Annotated in this window: 17 protein-coding genes and 2 pseudogenes; 10 read left to right on the forward strand and 9 right to left on the reverse strand. The window is 61.0% G+C overall.

What is annotated here, in order from left to right:
• Nucleotides 1-28 precede the first annotated feature (28 nt).
• The 3 genes from AC1ECN_RS09255 to AC1ECN_RS09265 are packed head-to-tail and all read left to right on the forward strand — an operon-like array spanning nucleotide 29 to nucleotide 4,382.
• The gene (locus AC1ECN_RS09255) at nucleotides 29-2,416 is read left to right on the forward strand and encodes a marine proteobacterial sortase target protein (RefSeq protein WP_130672924.1); all 2,388 of its coding nucleotides are present in this window, start codon (nucleotides 29-31) and stop codon (nucleotides 2,414-2,416) included.
• Entirely contained in the window at nucleotides 2,406-3,179 is a 774-nt protein-coding gene (locus AC1ECN_RS09260; protein ID WP_130672925.1) for a class GN sortase, read from the forward strand. The genes AC1ECN_RS09255 and AC1ECN_RS09260 overlap by 11 nt, the downstream gene beginning before the upstream one ends.
• Before the next feature lie 60 nt (nucleotides 3,180-3,239).
• Nucleotides 3,240-4,382 (forward strand): PQQ-dependent sugar dehydrogenase, encoded by a 1,143-nt coding sequence (locus AC1ECN_RS09265; protein WP_130672926.1) that lies wholly within the window; start codon nucleotides 3,240-3,242, stop codon nucleotides 4,380-4,382.
• Between the two features lie 637 nt (nucleotides 4,383-5,019).
• On the opposite strand, the gene AC1ECN_RS09270 is transcribed toward AC1ECN_RS09265, so the two are convergent.
• Entirely contained in the window at nucleotides 5,020-5,490 is a 471-nt protein-coding gene (locus tag AC1ECN_RS09270; RefSeq protein WP_130672927.1) for a DUF3052 domain-containing protein, read from the reverse strand.
• A 100-nt stretch (nucleotides 5,491-5,590) separates the two neighbouring features.
• Between AC1ECN_RS09270 and AC1ECN_RS09275 the strand changes: the two genes are divergently transcribed.
• The 3 genes from AC1ECN_RS09275 (at nucleotide 5,591) to AC1ECN_RS09285 (ending at nucleotide 7,784) form a co-directional block, all read left to right on the forward strand.
• Entirely contained in the window at nucleotides 5,591-6,481 is an 891-nt protein-coding gene (locus AC1ECN_RS09275; protein WP_075224563.1) for a DMT family transporter, read from the forward strand.
• Between the two features lie 487 nt (nucleotides 6,482-6,968).
• Nucleotides 6,969-7,184 carry a cold-shock protein gene (locus AC1ECN_RS09280; RefSeq protein WP_003561293.1) on the forward strand — a complete coding sequence of 72 codons (216 nt, stop codon included), beginning with the start codon at nucleotides 6,969-6,971 and terminating at the stop codon, nucleotides 7,182-7,184.
• A 147-nt stretch (nucleotides 7,185-7,331) separates the two neighbouring features.
• Complete coding sequence (locus AC1ECN_RS09285) at nucleotides 7,332-7,784, forward strand: BA14K family protein (RefSeq protein WP_032996031.1); 453 nt, start codon at nucleotides 7,332-7,334, stop codon at nucleotides 7,782-7,784.
• Between the two features lie 146 nt (nucleotides 7,785-7,930).
• Here the strand turns inward: AC1ECN_RS09285 and AC1ECN_RS09290 are convergent, their stop codons facing one another.
• Complete coding sequence (locus AC1ECN_RS09290; protein WP_130725881.1) at nucleotides 7,931-8,824, reverse strand: oxidoreductase; 894 nt, start codon at nucleotides 8,822-8,824, stop codon at nucleotides 7,931-7,933.
• A 34-nt stretch (nucleotides 8,825-8,858) separates the two neighbouring features.
• On the opposite strand from AC1ECN_RS09290, the gene AC1ECN_RS09295 reads away from it, so the two are divergent.
• Entirely contained in the window at nucleotides 8,859-9,317 is a 459-nt protein-coding gene (locus AC1ECN_RS09295; protein WP_197727413.1) for a winged helix-turn-helix transcriptional regulator, read from the forward strand.
• Nucleotides 9,318-9,417: 100 nt separating this feature from the next.
• On the opposite strand, the gene AC1ECN_RS09300 is transcribed toward AC1ECN_RS09295, so the two are convergent.
• From AC1ECN_RS09300 to AC1ECN_RS09310, 3 genes are read right to left on the reverse strand one after another with little or no spacing between them, the layout of a single operon-like run.
• On the reverse strand, nucleotides 9,418-10,794 hold the full coding sequence (locus AC1ECN_RS09300) for an ATP-binding protein (protein WP_024319542.1): 1,377 nt from the start codon (nucleotides 10,792-10,794) through the stop codon (nucleotides 9,418-9,420).
• 24 nt (nucleotides 10,795-10,818) lie between these two features.
• A complete protein-coding gene (locus AC1ECN_RS09305; RefSeq protein ID WP_018073989.1) occupies nucleotides 10,819-11,520 on the reverse strand; it encodes a response regulator in 702 nt (233 codons plus the stop codon).
• On the reverse strand, nucleotides 11,521-12,012 hold the full coding sequence (locus AC1ECN_RS09310; protein WP_477952811.1) for a MarR family winged helix-turn-helix transcriptional regulator: 492 nt from the start codon (nucleotides 12,010-12,012) through the stop codon (nucleotides 11,521-11,523).
• A 279-nt stretch (nucleotides 12,013-12,291) separates the two neighbouring features.
• On the opposite strand from AC1ECN_RS09310, the pseudogene AC1ECN_RS09315 reads away from it, so the two are divergent.
• Nucleotides 12,292-12,419, forward strand: a pseudogene (locus AC1ECN_RS09315) (branched-chain amino acid aminotransferase); the annotation flags it as partial.
• Nucleotides 12,420-12,521: 102 nt separating this feature from the next.
• A pseudogene (locus tag AC1ECN_RS09320) lies at nucleotides 12,522-13,260 on the forward strand (branched-chain amino acid aminotransferase); the annotation flags it as partial.
• A gap of 135 nt (nucleotides 13,261-13,395) precedes the next feature.
• Here AC1ECN_RS09320 and AC1ECN_RS09325 read toward each other — a convergent pair.
• Nucleotides 13,396-13,665, reverse strand: a complete 270-nt coding sequence (locus AC1ECN_RS09325) for a hypothetical protein (RefSeq protein ID WP_003541697.1) — start codon at nucleotides 13,663-13,665, stop codon at nucleotides 13,396-13,398.
• 183 nt (nucleotides 13,666-13,848) lie between these two features.
• On the reverse strand, nucleotides 13,849-14,466 hold the full coding sequence (locus tag AC1ECN_RS09330) for a DUF1236 domain-containing protein (RefSeq protein WP_024319541.1): 618 nt from the start codon (nucleotides 14,464-14,466) through the stop codon (nucleotides 13,849-13,851).
• Between the two features lie 287 nt (nucleotides 14,467-14,753).
• Here AC1ECN_RS09330 and AC1ECN_RS09335 point away from each other — a divergent pair, with 287 nt between their 5' ends.
• The gene (locus tag AC1ECN_RS09335) at nucleotides 14,754-15,449 is read left to right on the forward strand and encodes an MBL fold metallo-hydrolase (protein ID WP_130672928.1); all 696 of its coding nucleotides are present in this window, start codon (nucleotides 14,754-14,756) and stop codon (nucleotides 15,447-15,449) included.
• 222 nt (nucleotides 15,450-15,671) lie between these two features.
• Here the strand turns inward: AC1ECN_RS09335 and AC1ECN_RS09340 are convergent, their stop codons facing one another.
• Together AC1ECN_RS09340 and proC are read right to left on the reverse strand one after the other, a co-directional pair.
• Nucleotides 15,672-16,013 (reverse strand): tRNA-binding protein, encoded by a 342-nt coding sequence (locus tag AC1ECN_RS09340; protein WP_130672929.1) that lies wholly within the window; start codon nucleotides 16,011-16,013, stop codon nucleotides 15,672-15,674.
• Between the two features lie 10 nt (nucleotides 16,014-16,023).
• Nucleotides 16,024-16,851 carry a pyrroline-5-carboxylate reductase gene (proC, locus tag AC1ECN_RS09345; protein ID WP_130672930.1) on the reverse strand — a complete coding sequence of 276 codons (828 nt, stop codon included), beginning with the start codon at nucleotides 16,849-16,851 and terminating at the stop codon, nucleotides 16,024-16,026.

A 16,851-nucleotide genomic window follows, 5' to 3' on the forward strand; every position in this document is an offset into this window, starting at 1 on the left:
TCCGAAATTGGTTATTGAGGGTATGCCAATGTTTCTGGAAGATGAGTTTGCCATAGGGCGCATTCGTGCGCGCCGAATTTCCGTTTCAGTCCTTGTTGCCGTCACCGCCTTTGCCGCCTGCATCGCCGCGATGCTGGGGCTTGCCTCCGCCGCCCGCGCCGCCGAGACGCCGCAGGCATCCGTCCAGCTCGCAGCGCTTGTCCGGCCGAACGACGTCAACAGCGGCTCGCTGCTCTTTCCGTCGAAGGAGCCGGGCTTCTATGTCGAAGCGCCGCGGCTGAAGAGTGATGTTGCCATCGATGTCTCCGGCCCGATCGCCAGGGTGAAGGTGACGCAGCACTTCCAGAATCCGAGCCAGGGTTGGGTCGAAGGCACCTACGTCTTCCCGCTGCCGGATAATTCCGCCGTCGACGCGCTGAAAATGCAGATCGGCGAACGCTTCATCGAAGGCCAGATCAAGCCGCGCCAGGAAGCCCGCGAGATCTACGAGCAGGCCAAGGCCGAGGGCAAGAAGACGGCGTTGCTCGAACAGCAGCGGCCGAACATTTTCACCAACCAGGTCGCCAATATCGGTCCCGGCGAAACCATCGTCGTCCAGATCGAATATCAACAGATGATCCACCAGTCGGGCGGCGAGTTCTCGCTGCGCTTCCCGATGGTCGTCGCCCCGCGCTACAATCCGGCGCCGATCGTCCAGACCGTCGAGTTCAACAACGGCGCTGGTTTTGCCACACCGCGTGACCCGGTGGAAAACCGCGACAAGATCGAAGCCCCCGTGCTTGATCCGCGTCAGAACGCCAAGATCAATCCCGTCGCGCTGACAGTCAACCTGAAAGCCGGCTTCCCGCTTGGCGACGTCAAATCCTCCTTCCACGCGGTCGATATCAGCCAGGACGGCGACCAGGCGAGGACGATCAGTCTGAAGGCGGACTCCGTTCCGGCCGACAAGGATTTCGAGCTCACCTGGAAGGCCGCTCCCGGTAAGATGCCGAGTGCCGGCCTCTTTCGCGAAGTGATTGATGGTAAGACCTATCTGCTCGCCTTCGTCACCCCGCCCATGGCCCCGGATACGGCAGCGCCGCCGGCAAAACGCGAGGTGGTCTTCGTCATCGACAATTCCGGCTCCATGTCCGGCTCGTCGATCGAGCAGGCAAAGCAGAGCCTGGCGCTTGCGATCTCCAAGCTGAACCCCGACGACCGCTTCAACGTCATCCGTTTCGACGATACGATGACCGATTATTTCAAGGGTCTCGTCACTGCCACCCCTGACAATCGCGAAAAGGCGATTGCCTATGTCCGGGGCCTGACTGCCGACGGCGGCACGGAAATGCTGCCTGCCTTGCAGGCTGCGCTGCGTAACCAGGGACCGGTCGCAAGCGGAGCGCTGCGCCAGGTCGTATTCCTGACGGATGGTGCGATCGGCAACGAACAGCAGCTTTTTGAGGAAATCACCGCGAACCGAGCCGATGCCCGCGTCTTCACCGTCGGCATCGGCTCGGCGCCGAACACCTATTTCATGACCAAGGCCGCCGAGATGGGCCGCGGCACCTTCACGGCGATCGGCTCGACCGATCAGGTGGCAAGCCGCATGGGCGAGCTTTTCGCCAAGCTGCAGAACCCAGCCATGACCGATATCACCGCGACCTTCGAAGGCATCGCAGCCGAGGATATCACGCCGAACCCGATGCCAGACCTCTACAGCGGCGAGCCTGTCGTGCTGACCGCGCAACTGCCTGACGATAAGCCCGCCGGCAAGCTGCAGATCATCGGCAAGACAGGYGACCAACCCTGGCGCGTCGAGATGGATATCGCCAATGCCGCCAACGGCAACGGCATTTCCAAGCTCTGGGCGCGGCGCAAGATCGACGATTTCGAGGCCCGCGCCTATGAGCGTCAGGATCCGGCCGCGCTCGACAAGGATATAGAGACCGTGGCGCTCGCCCATCACCTCGTCTCCCGCGTCACCAGCCTGGTCGCCGTCGACGTCACCCCGTCTCGCCCGGTCGATCAGCCGCTCGGCTCAACCAAGCTGCCGCTCAACCTGCCGGATGGCTGGGATTTCGATAAGGTCCTCGGCGAAAACCCTGCCCCTCTTGGCGGCACGGAGCACCATGGCTCGGCTACGCCGACAGGAAACGCCGGACCGGAGCAGGCTGCGGCCGAAACACAGGAGCTCGCCGCATCGCCTGAGATCGCAAACATGATGGCCGCAGCCCCGACCGCTAAGGCGGCCACCATGATCGCGCAAAAAAGCACGACCGTGAACCTGCCGCAGACGGCGACGCGCGCCGACGAGCAGATCATCCGCGGGCTGACCATGCTGCTCGTGGCGCTGACGGCGGCAAGCGGGCTTGCCGTGTGGCGGCGACGCCTCAAGGGCATTATTGCGGTCGGAGTCAAGCGAAATGGTCTCTAGGCTCTCCGCAAGCCAGAATGAGGAAGCGGCCGAATTCGAGCCGCTTCCGACCTATCTGGAACTCGCCATGGCCGCCGCCACGGCCTATGATCGGCCGAAGATGCGCCAGAAGAAGGGTTTCTTCCTCTGGCGCCTTTCCTCGATCGAAAAAGCAATTGCCTTTGCCATCGCCGGCCTTGCCCTCTATGGCCTGGCGCTGACCGGCGACGGCTTCCTGCTGAAGGCGAAGGCAGAGCTTTCCCAGGTTCTGCTGAAACGCGCCTTCGCTGCCGAATTGCGGGGCGAAGAAACAAAACCCTGGCCCTGGGCGGATTTTACCACCGAGGCCAAGGTGCGCGCCCCGCGCCTCGGCAAGGAGGCGATCGTGCTCTCCGGCGCCTCCGGCGAGGCTCTCGCCTTCGGTCCGGCCTGGCTCGCCAACACGCCGCAACCGGGCGAGGAAGGCACCTCCGTCATCGCCGCCCATCGCGACACGCATTTCCGCTGGCTGCAATATATAAGGTCCGGCGATGCGATTGAAGTCACGCGCCGCGACGGCAAACTATTGACCTTCAAGGCCGGCGAGGGCCGCATCGCCCCGTGGGATGCAAGCGGTATCGATCCCTCCTCCGATGGCCGCCACTTGGTGCTGACCACCTGCTGGCCCTTCGACGCGACGGAACGCGGGCCGTTGCGCTACATCCTCGAGGCGGAATTGGTCGATGGCCAGGCAACGGGATCGGTTCAACCGGTAAACACAAAGCCGTTATTGCAGACCGAATGAGGGTTGAAGCTCTCCCCTGCCCGCTCCACGTTCAGCCTGGAGAGACGACGGGGAAGCAAGATGAAGAGAATGTCCGCCTTCCATTTCGCCGCAGCGCTGGTCTTGTTCGGCACCGCATCGGCGGATGCAGCCGACACCATCAACACGCAGGATCTCGCGGTCCGTGTCGACAAGCTCGCCGACGGCCTCCAACATCCCTGGGCGGTCGAGGTCTTGCCCGATGGCGCCTATCTCGTCACCGAGCGGCCGGGCCGCATGCGGATCGTCCGCGACGGCACGGTCTCCGACCCGATCGGCGGCGTGCCCAAGGTCAGCGCCCGTGGCCAGGGCGGCCTGATGGACGTGGCGCTCGCGCCGGACTTTGCGACATCTAGAAAGCTCTATTTCACCGCCGCCATCGCCAACAGCCAGGGCTCCGGCACCGAAGCCTTCAGCGCCACGCTTTCAACTGACGAAAAGACGCTCCACGCCGTGACGCCTGTTTTCACCATGCGGCGCTTCACCTCAGGCAATATCCAGTATGGCTCGCGCATCGCGATATCAGGTGACGGCTCGCTGTTCATCAGCGTCGGCGACCGTGGCGACCGCGACCGCTCGCAAGACTGGCAGGACGATGCCGGCTCGATCATCCACATCAATGCCGACGGTAGCATCCCTGCCGACAATCCGTTCAAAGACGGCGGCAAGGCGCTGCCGGAAATCTGGTCGAAAGGCCACCGCAACCCGCAGGGCATCACCTTCGACGCCAAGGATGGCAAGCTCTATACCGTCGAGCACGGCGCGCGCGGCGGCGACGAGATCAACCAGCCCGAGGCCGGCAAGAATTACGGCTGGCCGATCATCACCTATGGCCGCGACTATTCGGGTGCCGAGATCGGCGAAGGCACGGCCAAGGAAGGGCTGGAACAGCCGCTGCATTATTGGGATCCTTCGATCGCACCCGGCGCGCTCGCCATCTATCGCGGCGCCATGTTTCCGGAATGGGACGGCAATTTCATTGTCGCAGCTCTGAAGTTCCAACTGCTCTCGCGCATGCAGCGTGACGATAGCGGCGCCTTTGTCGCCGAAGAGCGCCTGTTCGAGGGCGAATACGGCCGCATCCGCGACGTTGTCATCGCACCCGACGGAGCGCTGCTGATGGTGACGGACGAGGATAACGGCGCGCTGCTCAGGGTTTCGCGCGTGGAAGCCAGCAACGGCTGAGGTCACGATGACGACGAGAAACGGACTAAAGGTCGAGGCTAGCAACCCGGAATGGAACGCCGTCATCGATCTCGACAGCGAACTGGGACCCCAAACTCGTGCGTCTATTTACAACTATATTCCCAAATGAAGTATTGGGGATGCCTAGCGTCCGGATCCACATCTTGTTCCGGGTCTTTGCTCAACCATATATCGCCGAGCGAAGAGACGCCGTTCTGGCAGCTGTTTTTGATCAACCTCGCCACCATCTCGAAGACCTGCAAATGACGATCCCGAAACGACATATTCGCTAGCGGGCCACGGTATTTTTCCCCGCTATGAGTGACTTCGATCCTTCGATCTTTGGAAGCTAGAGCAATGACTGAATAATTGAATTTCGAGCCGCTAAGCTGTGTTGCTCCACTATCTATAGCGTCGCGCGCATCCGCTGGTTCTGTGGCAACCGCAAGAAGTCCCCACAAAGTGATATACTTTACATATCTGCCATACATTAGAACGCGCTCCGGCTGCATTCGACTTGATGATACGGTCTTCCGCCATATACATAATCTGCAATCTGGACCAGCCCTGCGCGATAGTTGCCGTCTTCAGATTGCGATCAAATCGAACACGGCGCACGGCGGCAACGGCTGAGCGATCACAACGCGCCGCGCAGCTCCTTGCGGATGACGAACTTCAGCCCGGACCAGATCTCGTCGACGGCGCAGACCTTGACGTCGACCAGACCGGTTGGGAGCAGAACCTCCCGCAGTACGTCCTCCGAGATGTCAGTCGGCACGCGTGAACTCTTCTTCGGCCATGATATCCAGACCATGCCGTCCCGCCTGAGGACACGGAAAAGCGCAGGCGCAACCGCATCCAGCGCCGCCCGTTCGGTCGTAAACAGATGCACATAGTCAAATGCACGCTGAGGCGTCTCGGGAAGCGCGCGGACGACCGAAGCAAAACCGTCGAAACCATTGATGTCACCGATCGTTTCCGGAATGCCGAGAAGGGCGGCGGCCTGCCCTTGTGCAAGGCCGAGCTTCCTGACAAGCGGCGTGCCGGAATAACCTGCCGTCCTAGGCGCAGCCGCATCGCCGGCCGGCTTCCGTTCCTCGCGTCGCATGCATTCATCTCCGTCAACCGACACGAAGTCTTCACCCTTGCCGAAAGGAAACGCAACTGCTAACCGCTTGGGCACATCTCCCTTCCCCATCGAGGACGACATGACGCGCGTTCAGGCGAATCTCCTTCTATTGCTTGCAGCCGCCATCTGGGGCGGCGGCTTCGTCGCGCAGTCGACGGCGATGAAGGCGATTGGCCCCTTCTGGTTCATCGGCCTGCGCTTTGCCGTCGCCACCCTGGCCGTGCTGCCTTTTGTCCTTTTTGAAGCGCGCAAGGCAACGGAGAAGACAAGCGCGCGCCATGCCAAGCTCTACATCCTGATCGGCCTTGCCCTTTTCGGCGGTGCAGCCACGCAGCAGGTCGGACTGCAGACGACGACGGTGACGAATTCCAGCTTCATCACCGGCCTCTACGTCGTTTTCGTGCCGCTGATCGCCGTGTTCTTCCTACGCCGTGCTCCGCATTGGATCATCTGGCCGGGCGCACTGATGGCGATCACCGGCATCTACCTCCTGTCCGGCGGCCAGCTCTCGGCGATGGCGCCTGGCGATCTGCTGACCGTCGTCTGCGCCGTCTTCTGGGCGATCCAGATCACCCTCGCCGGCATGACCGTTTCGGAGACCGGAAGGCCGCTCGCGCTCTCCGCCGTGCAATTCGCCGTCACCGCGGTCTGTGCGCTGGCCGTTGCCGCAGCCGTCGAACCGGTCAGCCTTTCGGCGATACAGGCCGCGGCGCCGGAGATCCTTTATGTCGGTATCTTCTCGTCGGGCGTGGCTTTCGTGCTGCAGGTGATCGGCCAGCGCTACACGACRCCCTCGCAGGCCGCGATCTTTCTTTCTTCCGAAGCGCTCTTCGGTGCCTCGCTTGCGGCCCTGATGCTCGGCGAGACGATGCCGGTAACAGGCTATGCAGGTTGCGCGCTAATGTTTATCGCTATGCTTGTGGTCGAACTCGTACCCGGATTCACCCGGCGGCGCCTGCCGGCCGCGTGAACACGCGTCCAAATTTGGGTAAGTCACGCATCGGAAAAAAATTTTATCCGATGCGGGAGACGCGTTCACGTTGCATTTTTGGGAAAATCTGCTCGGAACTTATATTGCTGACGATATAAAACGTTAATCATTCCCTGTCGGCGAAGGAAATTTTGCGTTTTTGCGCAAATTGGATATCGGCAGGGGTGTGCCAGGAACGACACGTAAAAAAACTTTTGCTTGCCAAAATCCTTTAAACGCAGCACTCTCAGCGCGTTCGGGCATTTTGCGAGCATGGGAAGTCCTTAAGTATTTGCGCGCCGGGAACGCTAATATTCCGGTCAGCCGGTTCCGAAAATGGCGGGCGAAAGTCCTGCCTGGAACAGGCCGAGGTAGAGGGGACCTTTTTCTCAAATTTCAAGAATTGCCTGCCAACGCCTCCTGCAAGGGAGGCAATGCTATGATGCTGCCCGTGTGGATGGCGGGCAGAGAGAAAAGGACCTGACGCATGGCAGAGACTGGCACTGTAAAATTCTTCAATACCGACAAAGGCTTCGGCTTCATCAAGCCGGACCGGGGCGGCGCCGATATCTTCGTTCACATTTCTGCCGTTCAGGCCTCCGGCTTGGCCGGTCTGACGGAAAACCAGAAGGTAAGCTTCGACACGGAGCCGGATCGCCGCGGCAAGGGCCCGAAGGCCGTCAATCTGCAGATTGCGGGCTGAACCCTTAACAAGGCTGGCGAGTTCGAGTTGAAGCCCGGCAGCAATGCCGGGTTTTGTCGTTCAGCCTTCGTTCAGCTACAAATCTTTACTGCTGTGACCATCGAGAAAGGGACCGGCGTTCGGTTCCCGGGATTAGGATTTTTGCTTATGAACAGGCTCGCCAAGACCCTTCTGCTGACGGCAACCGCTGCCGCACTCACGCTTTCCGCGATCGGTGAAGCGTCGGCCCGCGACCGCCACTGGCGCCACGATAATCATCACGGCAACAACGATGCGTGGGTCGGCGGCGCCGTCGGCCTGGCCACCGGCCTGATCGTCGGCTCTGCCATCGCCAACGCCAATAATGGTCCGGTTTACGAAGAGCGTCGCTACATCGACCCAGCCTACGAGCCGGATTACTACGAGCCCGCTCCAGTCTATCGCGCCCCGCGCCGCGTCTATGTCGATCAGCCGCAATATTACGAACCGGTTCGCACGGCGGTGGAGCCCTGGTCACCGCAATGGCAGCGTTACTGCTCGTACCGCTACCGCTCCTTCGATCCGCGCAGCGGCACCTACATCGGCAATGACGGCCGCAGCCACTTCTGCACCGCCGGCTGAATCGTCGAATATCCCTGATGCAAAGCGCCGCTTTTCAGCGGCGCTTTTGTTTTGCATGGGTCAACCGGCCTTCTTTTCCTAGAGCATGATGCCGAAAAGTGTGCGCGGTTTTCGGGCGACATCATGCTCTATTTCTTTGATTTAGATCAGGATTCAGATTTTAGGCCGATCTGGCCTAAAATCATCCTGATCTGGGGCATGGACTCGGCCTCGGTATCAAAATCGGTCGAGACGCTCACGGTGCGCCACATCCGATCAGCTTCGATACGCGCCGCATCCGCCTTTTCGACATTGCGTACCGCATCGCTGCCGAGCAGCAGCCGCAACGGCGGCTCTTCGAGACCGGCGATGTGGATGACGACCGCAGCCGCTTTGGCAGGATCGCCGGGCTGGCGCCCATCGTATTCACGCTGGAAGCGCACCGTGGCGCCGACCGTCTCCGCATAGTCCTGCCGCCCTTCGGCAAGCACTGTCGAGGAGCCGGCGAAATCGGTCCTGAAGCCGCCGGGCTCGATCACTGTCACCTTGATCCCGAATGGCGCGACCTCCCTCGCCAGCACTTCGGAAAAGCCCTCGACACCGAATTTCGCCGCCGAATAGGCGCCGCGCCCGGCAGGTCCGATCCGGCCGCCGACGGATGAAAACTGGATGATGTGCCCCGCTCCCTGCCCACGCATCAGGGCGATGACTGCCTTGGTCATGATGATCGTGCCGAAGAGGTTGGTCTCGATCTGGGCGCGAAAATCGGCAAGGCTGGTATCCTCGATCGAGCCGACATTGCCGTAGCCGGCATTGTTGACAAGCACGTCGATGCGCCCGAACCGCTTCACACCCGCCTCGACTGCCGCCGCTGCCGCCGCCTCGTCGGTCACGTCAAGCGCCTGCGTCAGCGCCTGATCGCCATACCGCTCGGAAAGATCGGCAAGCTGGCCGGGATCGCGCGCCGTCGCCACCAGATTGTCGCCGGAGGCCAGAACCGCCTCCGCCAGCGCCCGGCCGAGACCGCGCGAACTCCCTGTTATCAACCAGACCCTGGACATCGGAAACCCTCCTTCTTTGGTCCCCGGCTCATGTATGCTCTACTGTATCCGATCGAAAGAAGGTACCCAGACGATCCATACACACCTTGAGGTAACCAACGTGACCAGCGACATGTTCGATTTCTGCATCAGCATGACGGATGAACAGGATGCGCGGGCCCGCGAACTGATCGAGCGGGCGGCGGCGAAATGGCCGCTGCGCATTCTGCATGTGCTCTCGGATGCCGGCGCACCCCTGCGCTTCTCGCGCCTTATGGAAAGGGTCGAGGGCATCAGCCAGAAAGTGCTGACGCAGACGCTGCGCACCCTCGAAAGAGATGGCCTCATCATCCGCACACTCTATCCCGAAGTGCCGCCGCGCGTCGAATATGAGTTGACGCCGCTCGGACGCGACCTCCTCATGCAGGTCGCCGCGCTCTGGCGCTGGATCGTCGAACACCTGGACGATTTCGATGCGCGCAAAGCCGTGAAGCTGACGGCGGCCCGTGCCTAAAGCGCGTCGCGATCTTTCAGATTCGCTCCTCGCACTCTAGGTCTTTGTTTTTACGCACGTCGCTAGCGCAAAACCGCTGCACACTTTTGCGCGACATGCTTTAGGCCGGAATGCGGATCGTTGCTCTCAGTCCGCCGAGCGGGCTGTCGCCGAGCGTGACGTTGCCGCCATGGCTGCGGGCGATGTCGCGGGCGATCGCAAGGCCGAGCCCGGTGCCCGACGCATCGAGATTGCGCGCCGTATCCAGCCGGAAGAATGGCTTGAACACGTCCTCGCGATTCTTTTCCGGAATGCCCGGCCCGTCATCGTCGAAGATGACGGTCAGCCATTTGGCATTGTGCTTGGCCTCGATGTCGAGCCTATCGGCATAACGACGCGCGTTCGAGGCAAGGTTGGTGACGAGACGCATGAAGGCGTTCGGCCGGACGGATATGTCGTCATCGCCTTCGATGGAATAGCTGAATTTTTTGCCATGCAGGGCGAAATCGGATTCCAGCTTCGCAAAGATCTCGCTGAGTTTGAGTTCGCCGACATCCTCTTCGACCTCGCCGCGTGCAAAGGCCATATAGGCTTCCAGCATGGTCTGCATGTCGTTGACGTCGTCATTCAGACCATGCAGGTCGGGATTGTCGCCGGCGAGCGCCAGTTGCAGCTTGAAGCGGGTGAGGATGGTGCGCAGATCATGGCTGACACCGGAGAGCATCGCGGTGCGCTGCTCGATCTGCCGTTCGATTCGCTCGCGCATCAGGATGAAGGCAAGACCGGCACGCCTGACCTCGTCGGCGCCGCGCGGATAGAAATTATCGGGCTTCTGCCCCTTGCCGAAACTTTCAGCCGCTCGCGCCAAGGTCAGGATCGGCCGGATCTGCCCGCGCAGGAAAAGGATCGAGATGCCGATCAGCACCAGCGAGGTCCCGACCATCCAGACGATGAAGATATGAGTGTTCGACGCATAGGTCTGGCTGCGCTTGGTCAGCACCCGCAGGATCTTGTTGTCGAGTTTGATGCGGATCTCGACGAGGTTCGAGTTGCCGACCGTGTCGATCCAGAAGGGCCGGTGGATCTCGTCGGTGATCTCGTCGCTGAGGATGCCGTCGAGGATCGAGAAGAACGGTTTGACGCGCGGTGGCGGCAGGTCGCCATCCGGCTCGATCGAGATCTGCAGGCTGAGCTGGTCGCGGGCGATACGGACGATCTCGCTATAGTCCGAATTTTGCGGATAGGTCTCGATGATCTCGATGATCGCGGCGATGTCACGGGTGACGGCAAGCGACAACCGCTCCGTCACCATTTGCCAATGACGCTCCATGAAGACGGCGGCGACGACGGATTGCAAGAGCACCATCGGAATGATGATGATCAGCAGCGAGCGCGCGTAAAGTCCGGTCGGCAGCCGGCGGCGCAGCCAGCGGACGACCCAGCGCCAGCCCGGCGCAGAAGTGCGGTCTTCCCGCCGCAAGCTGTCGATCGTCACCATCAGCGCCGGTCCCGAACCTTGAGTTTAGTCGATGCTCAGCCTGTATCCGATGCCGCGCACGGTCTGCAGCCAGACGGGATTGGCGGGATCATCCTCGATCTTACGCCGCAGCCGGTTGATCTGCACGTCGATCGTCCGCTCGCCGACTTCGGTATCGTTGCCGATCAGTTCATGGCGGGGGATCGTGTCACCGGCACGCCGTGCAAAGAGCAGCATGATCTCCTGCTCGCGGTCGGTGAGCCGGATGACCTCGCTGGCTTTCTTCAGCTCCTTGCGGGTCAGCGAGAAGGTGTAGGGCCCGAACATCACTTGTTCGATCTTCGGTCCCTCGCCGCCTGCATTGCGACGCAGGATGTTGTTGATGCGCAGCACCAGCTCGCGCGGGTCGAAGGGCTTGGAGAGATAATCGTCAGCGCCGGCCTCGAGGCCTTCGATGCGATTGCCCGATTCTGCCAGCGCCGTCAGCATGATGATCGGCACGTTCTTGATGGCGCGAAGTCCGCGGGTGACGTCGATGCCGGATTCGCCAGGCATCATCACGTCCATGATGATGAGGTCGAAATCCAGACCAGTGAGCTTGCGCTGCGCCTCAGCGCCGTCGGCGGCGACGGTAACGCGGAAGCCGTTCTCGGCGAGATAACGATTGAGCAGCGCGCGGATGCGGGAGTCGTCATCGACCACCAGCAAGTGCGCCGCATCGTCGGAAATACCTGTCTTGACCGCCATTCAATCCGCCCTCTGTCTGTCCCGCATTCCGCTGAGGAAAGCTTTTACGCCCTCCCGCACCTCCGCAGAAGCCCCTTCGAATGCCCGCTCAATGCGGCGCGATTGCGGCTCAGCAAGGGCAAGCGCCAGCTCTCGTCCCGATTTCGTCGGATAAAGCTTGCGCTGCCGCCGATCCTCGGGGCCGGCCACCTGGCGAATATAGCCTGAATCGATCAGCTGTTTCAGCACCCTTGCGAGGCTCTGCTTGGTGATCTTTAAGKTATCGAGAAGATCGGCAACCGTCATGCCAGGGTTGCGGTTGACGAAATGCACGACGCGATGGTGCGCCCGGCCGAAGCCGCTCTTTTCGAGGATGGCGTCAGGGTCGGAAACGAAGTCACGATAGGCGAAGAAGAACAGCTCGATGATCTCGAAATCGATAATCCCTGTATCTTCCATCGGCGTGGCCAGCGGCTCTGGCTTGCCTGCTTTCGGACCGGTCTGTCGTGACACTCGGCATTTCCTTTTCTCTTTCCGCGCGCTGCAGGAAGCTTTCGCGAAGATATGTCAGCTTTGCTGAGATAAATTTGCGTCGCTGCTAGCTTTCCCGAACTCTGCGGGTGGCCCGCACGGTCTCTCATTTCCCTGGAAACCAAGGCCCGTTCGGCACTCCGACGCAATAGGCGATTTCCCCTTGCGTCTGTGGATAAAACGTAATGGGGACAACAATCAACAGGCATGGCGCTCAAGCATCGGAGGAGTTGAGGGAAGGCTTCAGTTCCTTTCGACCAGCTGGACGGCGAAATCTGGTTCAACGGCGAGTTCGTCGCCTGGAAAGACGCCAAGATCCACGTACTGACCCACGGCCTGCATTATGCCAACGCCGTCTTCGAAGGCGAGCGCGCCTATGGCGGCTAGAGCATGTCGCGCAAAAGTGTGCAGCGGTTTTGCGACAACGACATGCCTAAAAACAAGGACCTAAAGCGCGAGGAGCGAATCTGAAAGATCGCGACGCGCTTTAGATGTTCAAACTCACCGAACATAACCAGCGCCTGCACAAATGCGCTGAGATCCTCGGCTTCAAAGCGCCCTACTTCGTCGAGGAACTGGATGTCGCAACGGTCGAGTTCCTGGCGCGCCAGGGTTTTTCCGATGCCTATGTGCGTCCGATCGCCTGGCGCGGCAGTGAGATGATGGGCGTTTCGGCGCAGGCCAACCGCATCAACGTCGCCATCGCCATCTGGCAATGGGGCAGCTATTTCAACCCAACCGAAAAGCTGAAGGGCATCCGCCTCGATATCGCCGAATGCCGCCGTCCCGATCCGAAGACGGCGCCCTGCGCCTCCAAGGCTGCCGGTCTCTACATGATCTGCACCATTTCCAAGCACGCCGCCGAGGCCAAAGGCTACGCCGATGCCATGATGCTCGATTATCGCAGCCAGATCGCCGAAGCGACCGGCGCCAACATCTTCTTCATCAAGGATGGCGTCATTCACACGCCGACCCCGAATTGCTTCCTGAACGGCATCACCGCCAGACCGTCATCGAACTCGCCAAACGCCGCGGCATCGAGGTGATCGAACGCGCTATCCTGCCGGAAGAGCTTCCCGGCTTCAGCGAATGCTTCCTCACCGGCTCGGCTGCGGAAGTGACCCCGGTTTCCGAAATCGGCCCGTACCGCTTCACGCCGTCGAAGATCTCCGAAGTGCTGATGACGACTACATGAAGGAAGTCTATCCGGCGGCGATCGCCGCCGAATAAGACCCTCACGCAATCGGTCCGGCTACTGCATAATTCCTAAAAGGATAAAATTATGCAGCAATTTAAAGTGCAACAGCGTCCATTGCGCGTCTCAAAAGACACGCGGCGCTGTAGATAACCGCCTGCCGGGCCTTTTTACCTATGCGCCCGTGCCATGACCAGTCCGGCGAGCGTCGAGAGAATGCCGCCGCCGATCAGGCCGCCGATGCCGTCGGCGATCAGGCCGGTCATGGCCGCTTCCCCGCCGACCATGCTGAGCAGCATACCGCCGGCAACACCGCCGATCGCACCTGCGATGGTCCGGGCGACGACGTTGATCGCCTGCTGCTTCAAAGCGGCGCTCGCGGCGTTGCCGCCGATTGCACCGGCAATCAATTGTGTGATGAGCGGAAGTAGCGCTTCCATGATTTCCTCCTCTGGCGATCTCCCCGATCGCCGATCCATGCCGAACCTTCGGCATATTAGTATTTTATCATATTTTGGAGGAAAGCGTTAAGAAAAATCAACCGATGCGGGATTAAGGCAGGGAGAAGCGCCCCGGAACGAGGCGGTCCGACGTCCGCCTCGCCTCAGTTTCTGTCGAACACGTCATTGATAGACGTAGACGATCCGGCGTGTACCGGGATCGACCAGCACCGGCCGATCGTTGATCCTCGTATAACGGTACTCGTAGTCGGGAATCGACTGGAAGGTGACATCGTCAGGCACCTCAGCGCCGACGACGACATCGCCGCCGAGCTGCACCGTCTGGCCCGGATTGGTTTCGATATAAGTGCGGACCGTCTCTGGCGGGGTGATGGTCTCGACCGCCCCGACGGGGCCGAGCAACTCGTCGCCCGGTGCCGGCTGTGGCTCGGCCGGCACGACACTCGCGGTCGACTCATAAGTCACGCTGGGAACGCCGATCTCGGCACGGTGCTGCTCGACGATGATAGGGCTGCCGCCTTGATCGACCTGCAGATAATCGGCATAGACCCAGCCGCGCATGCCATTGACGTCGACACGGCACCAGCGGCTGCCTTCGATGCAGCCGTCGAGGACCGCTGTCGAGCCGCGGGTGGCAAGGCCGACCGTCGGATATTGCGGGCCCGGACCGGCGCGGACGTTAAGATCGTTGACCGTCGTCGCCATCATCTCAGCCTGCGCAAGACCGGCGCTAGCCATCAGCACCGCGCCTGCCAGCAGAATGTTTCTCTTCAAGGTCATGTGAGCGTCTCCTTGGTTTCGATGGGCTGACAACGCACGGGGTTCCACGATGTTCCCCTGTGCTCCGCCGAGCGAAACACTACTTGCGGGAGATTTCATGCAAATATTTGGAAAAATTGACAAAAACTCGATTTTCTCGCTCTGTGACGATGGCGAAGAGGGCATAAATTCTTGTTGCAGTCCGTCTTTTTACCGTGAGGCACACCGCCAATGGCACAAGATTCCGGCTGTCCTTGCCGCGGTTTCGGACTATACCCGAAGCAGCAGAGACACCAAGCGAGGCACTTATGGGCATGCTCCAGGCCGGCATCATTCCGGTGACACCCTTCCAGCAAAACTGCACGATCTTCTTCGATCCCGATACCAAGGAAGGCGTCGTCGTCGATCCCGGCGGCGACGTGCCGCTCATCCTGCAGGCGATTGCCCAGAACGGCCTGACCATCAAGGAAATCTGGCTGACACACGGCCATCTCGACCATGCCGGCGGTGCCAGCGAGCTGAAGGAAGCTCTCGGCCTCGACGTGGTCGGCCCGCATCAGGACGACCTGCCGCTGCTGCAGCGGATCGAGACCCAGGCCGCGAAATACGGCATATCAGGATTGCGTAACGTCGTGCCCGACCGCTGGCTGAAGGACGGCGACAAGATCTCTTTCGGCGCCCATGAATTCGAGGTCTATCACACGCCCGGCCATGCCCCCGGCCACGTCATCTATTTCAACCGTGCGCAGAATTTCGCCCATCTCGGCGATGTCCTCTTCAACGGCTCAATCGGTCGCACCGACCTGCCCGGCGGCGATCATCAGCAGCTTCTCGATTCGATCCGCGACAAGGTATTGCCGCTCGGCGACGAGGTCGGCTTCATCTGCGGCCACGGCCCGGGCAGCCGCATCGGCGACGAGCGGCGAAGCAATCCATTTCTGCAGGAAATCAGACCTCGTCGAGGATCCGATGCCGGCGCATCAGGCGAAGCCCCGAACAACTAAAGCATGATGCCGAAAAGTGTGCGCGGTTTTCGGACGACATCATGCTCTATTTCTTTGATTTAGATCAGGGTGATTTTAGGCCGATCAGGCCTAAAATCACCCTGATCTAATGCATGTCGCCCAAAAGTACGCAGCGGTTTTGGGATAACGACTTGCATAAATACTTAAAGCGCGTCGCATGAATCCGATTCGACGCGACGCGCTTTAAGTGTAAGCTCCCGCTCACATCATCTTTCGGCCGTTTGGCACCGACTGTTCGACTGCAGCAAGCACGATCGCGCCGTTCTCGTCCTCGAAACCCAGCGTCAGCACTTCCGAGCGGAACGGCCCGATCTGGCGCGGCGGGAAATTGACGACGCCGAGCACTTGCCGGCCCAGCAGGCTTTCCGGCGTATAATGCACGGTGACCTGCGCCGAGGATTTTTTAACGCCGATCTCAGGGCCGAAATCGATCACCAGCTTGATTGCCGGCTTGCGCGCTTCCGGAAAGGGACTGGCCTCGATGATCGTGCCGACACGAATGTCGACACGCTCGAAATCGGCGTAGTTGATCTCTTCTGCCATATGGTCTCCGTCAGCCGGCCAGTTCCTCGGCCCGCTTGCGCGCCGCCGCAAGGGCGGCGTCGAACAGAGGCTGCATGCCGTTCTCGGCCATCAGCACGGCGAGCGCCGCCGCCGTGGTGCCGCCGGGAGAAGTCACATTCTCTCGCAGCCGCGAAGCGTCGTCGGGGGACTGGTGCATGAGTTCACCAGCCCCCGCGACTGTTTCCCGCGCAAGACGCATGGCGAGGTCCGCCTGCAGGCCGAGTTTACGGCCTGCCTCCGCCATACATTCGACGAGATAGAATACGTAGGCCGGACCGCTGCCCGAAAGCGCCGTCACGGCATCGATATCGGCTTCCGCCGGCACCCATTCGACCGGGCCCGAGACGCGCAGAAGGGAATGGACGCGTTCGCGCTGCTGATCGCTGACCCCCGAATTGGCAAAGGCGCCGGTGACGCCGCGCCCGACCATGGCCGGCGTGTTCGGCATGGCCCGCACCATGGCGGCCTTGCCGAGATGCCTCTCAAGGAAATCGAGCGTCTTGCCGGCTGCGACCGAGACGACGACCGTGCCCGGCCCGACCGCACTTTTCACCGCCGGCAGCACCGTCTCCATCACCTGCGGCTTGACCGCGAGGAACAGCACGCTTGCCTTCAAATCCATGGGAAGCGCGGTCAGATGCGCCGCACCAGCCTCGCTGATCGTCGCCAACATCGCCGGCGACGGGCCGGGATCGACAATGATGACCGCCGAGCCCGGAACGCCGCTTTTCAGCCAGCCGGAGAGCATCGCCCCGCCCATGTTTCCGGCACCGATCAGAACGACGGGATGTGTCGAGGAGAAAGGGGTCGTCGGCAT

It is taken from the genome of Rhizobium sp. 01N447_2 (assembly GCF_056399245.1).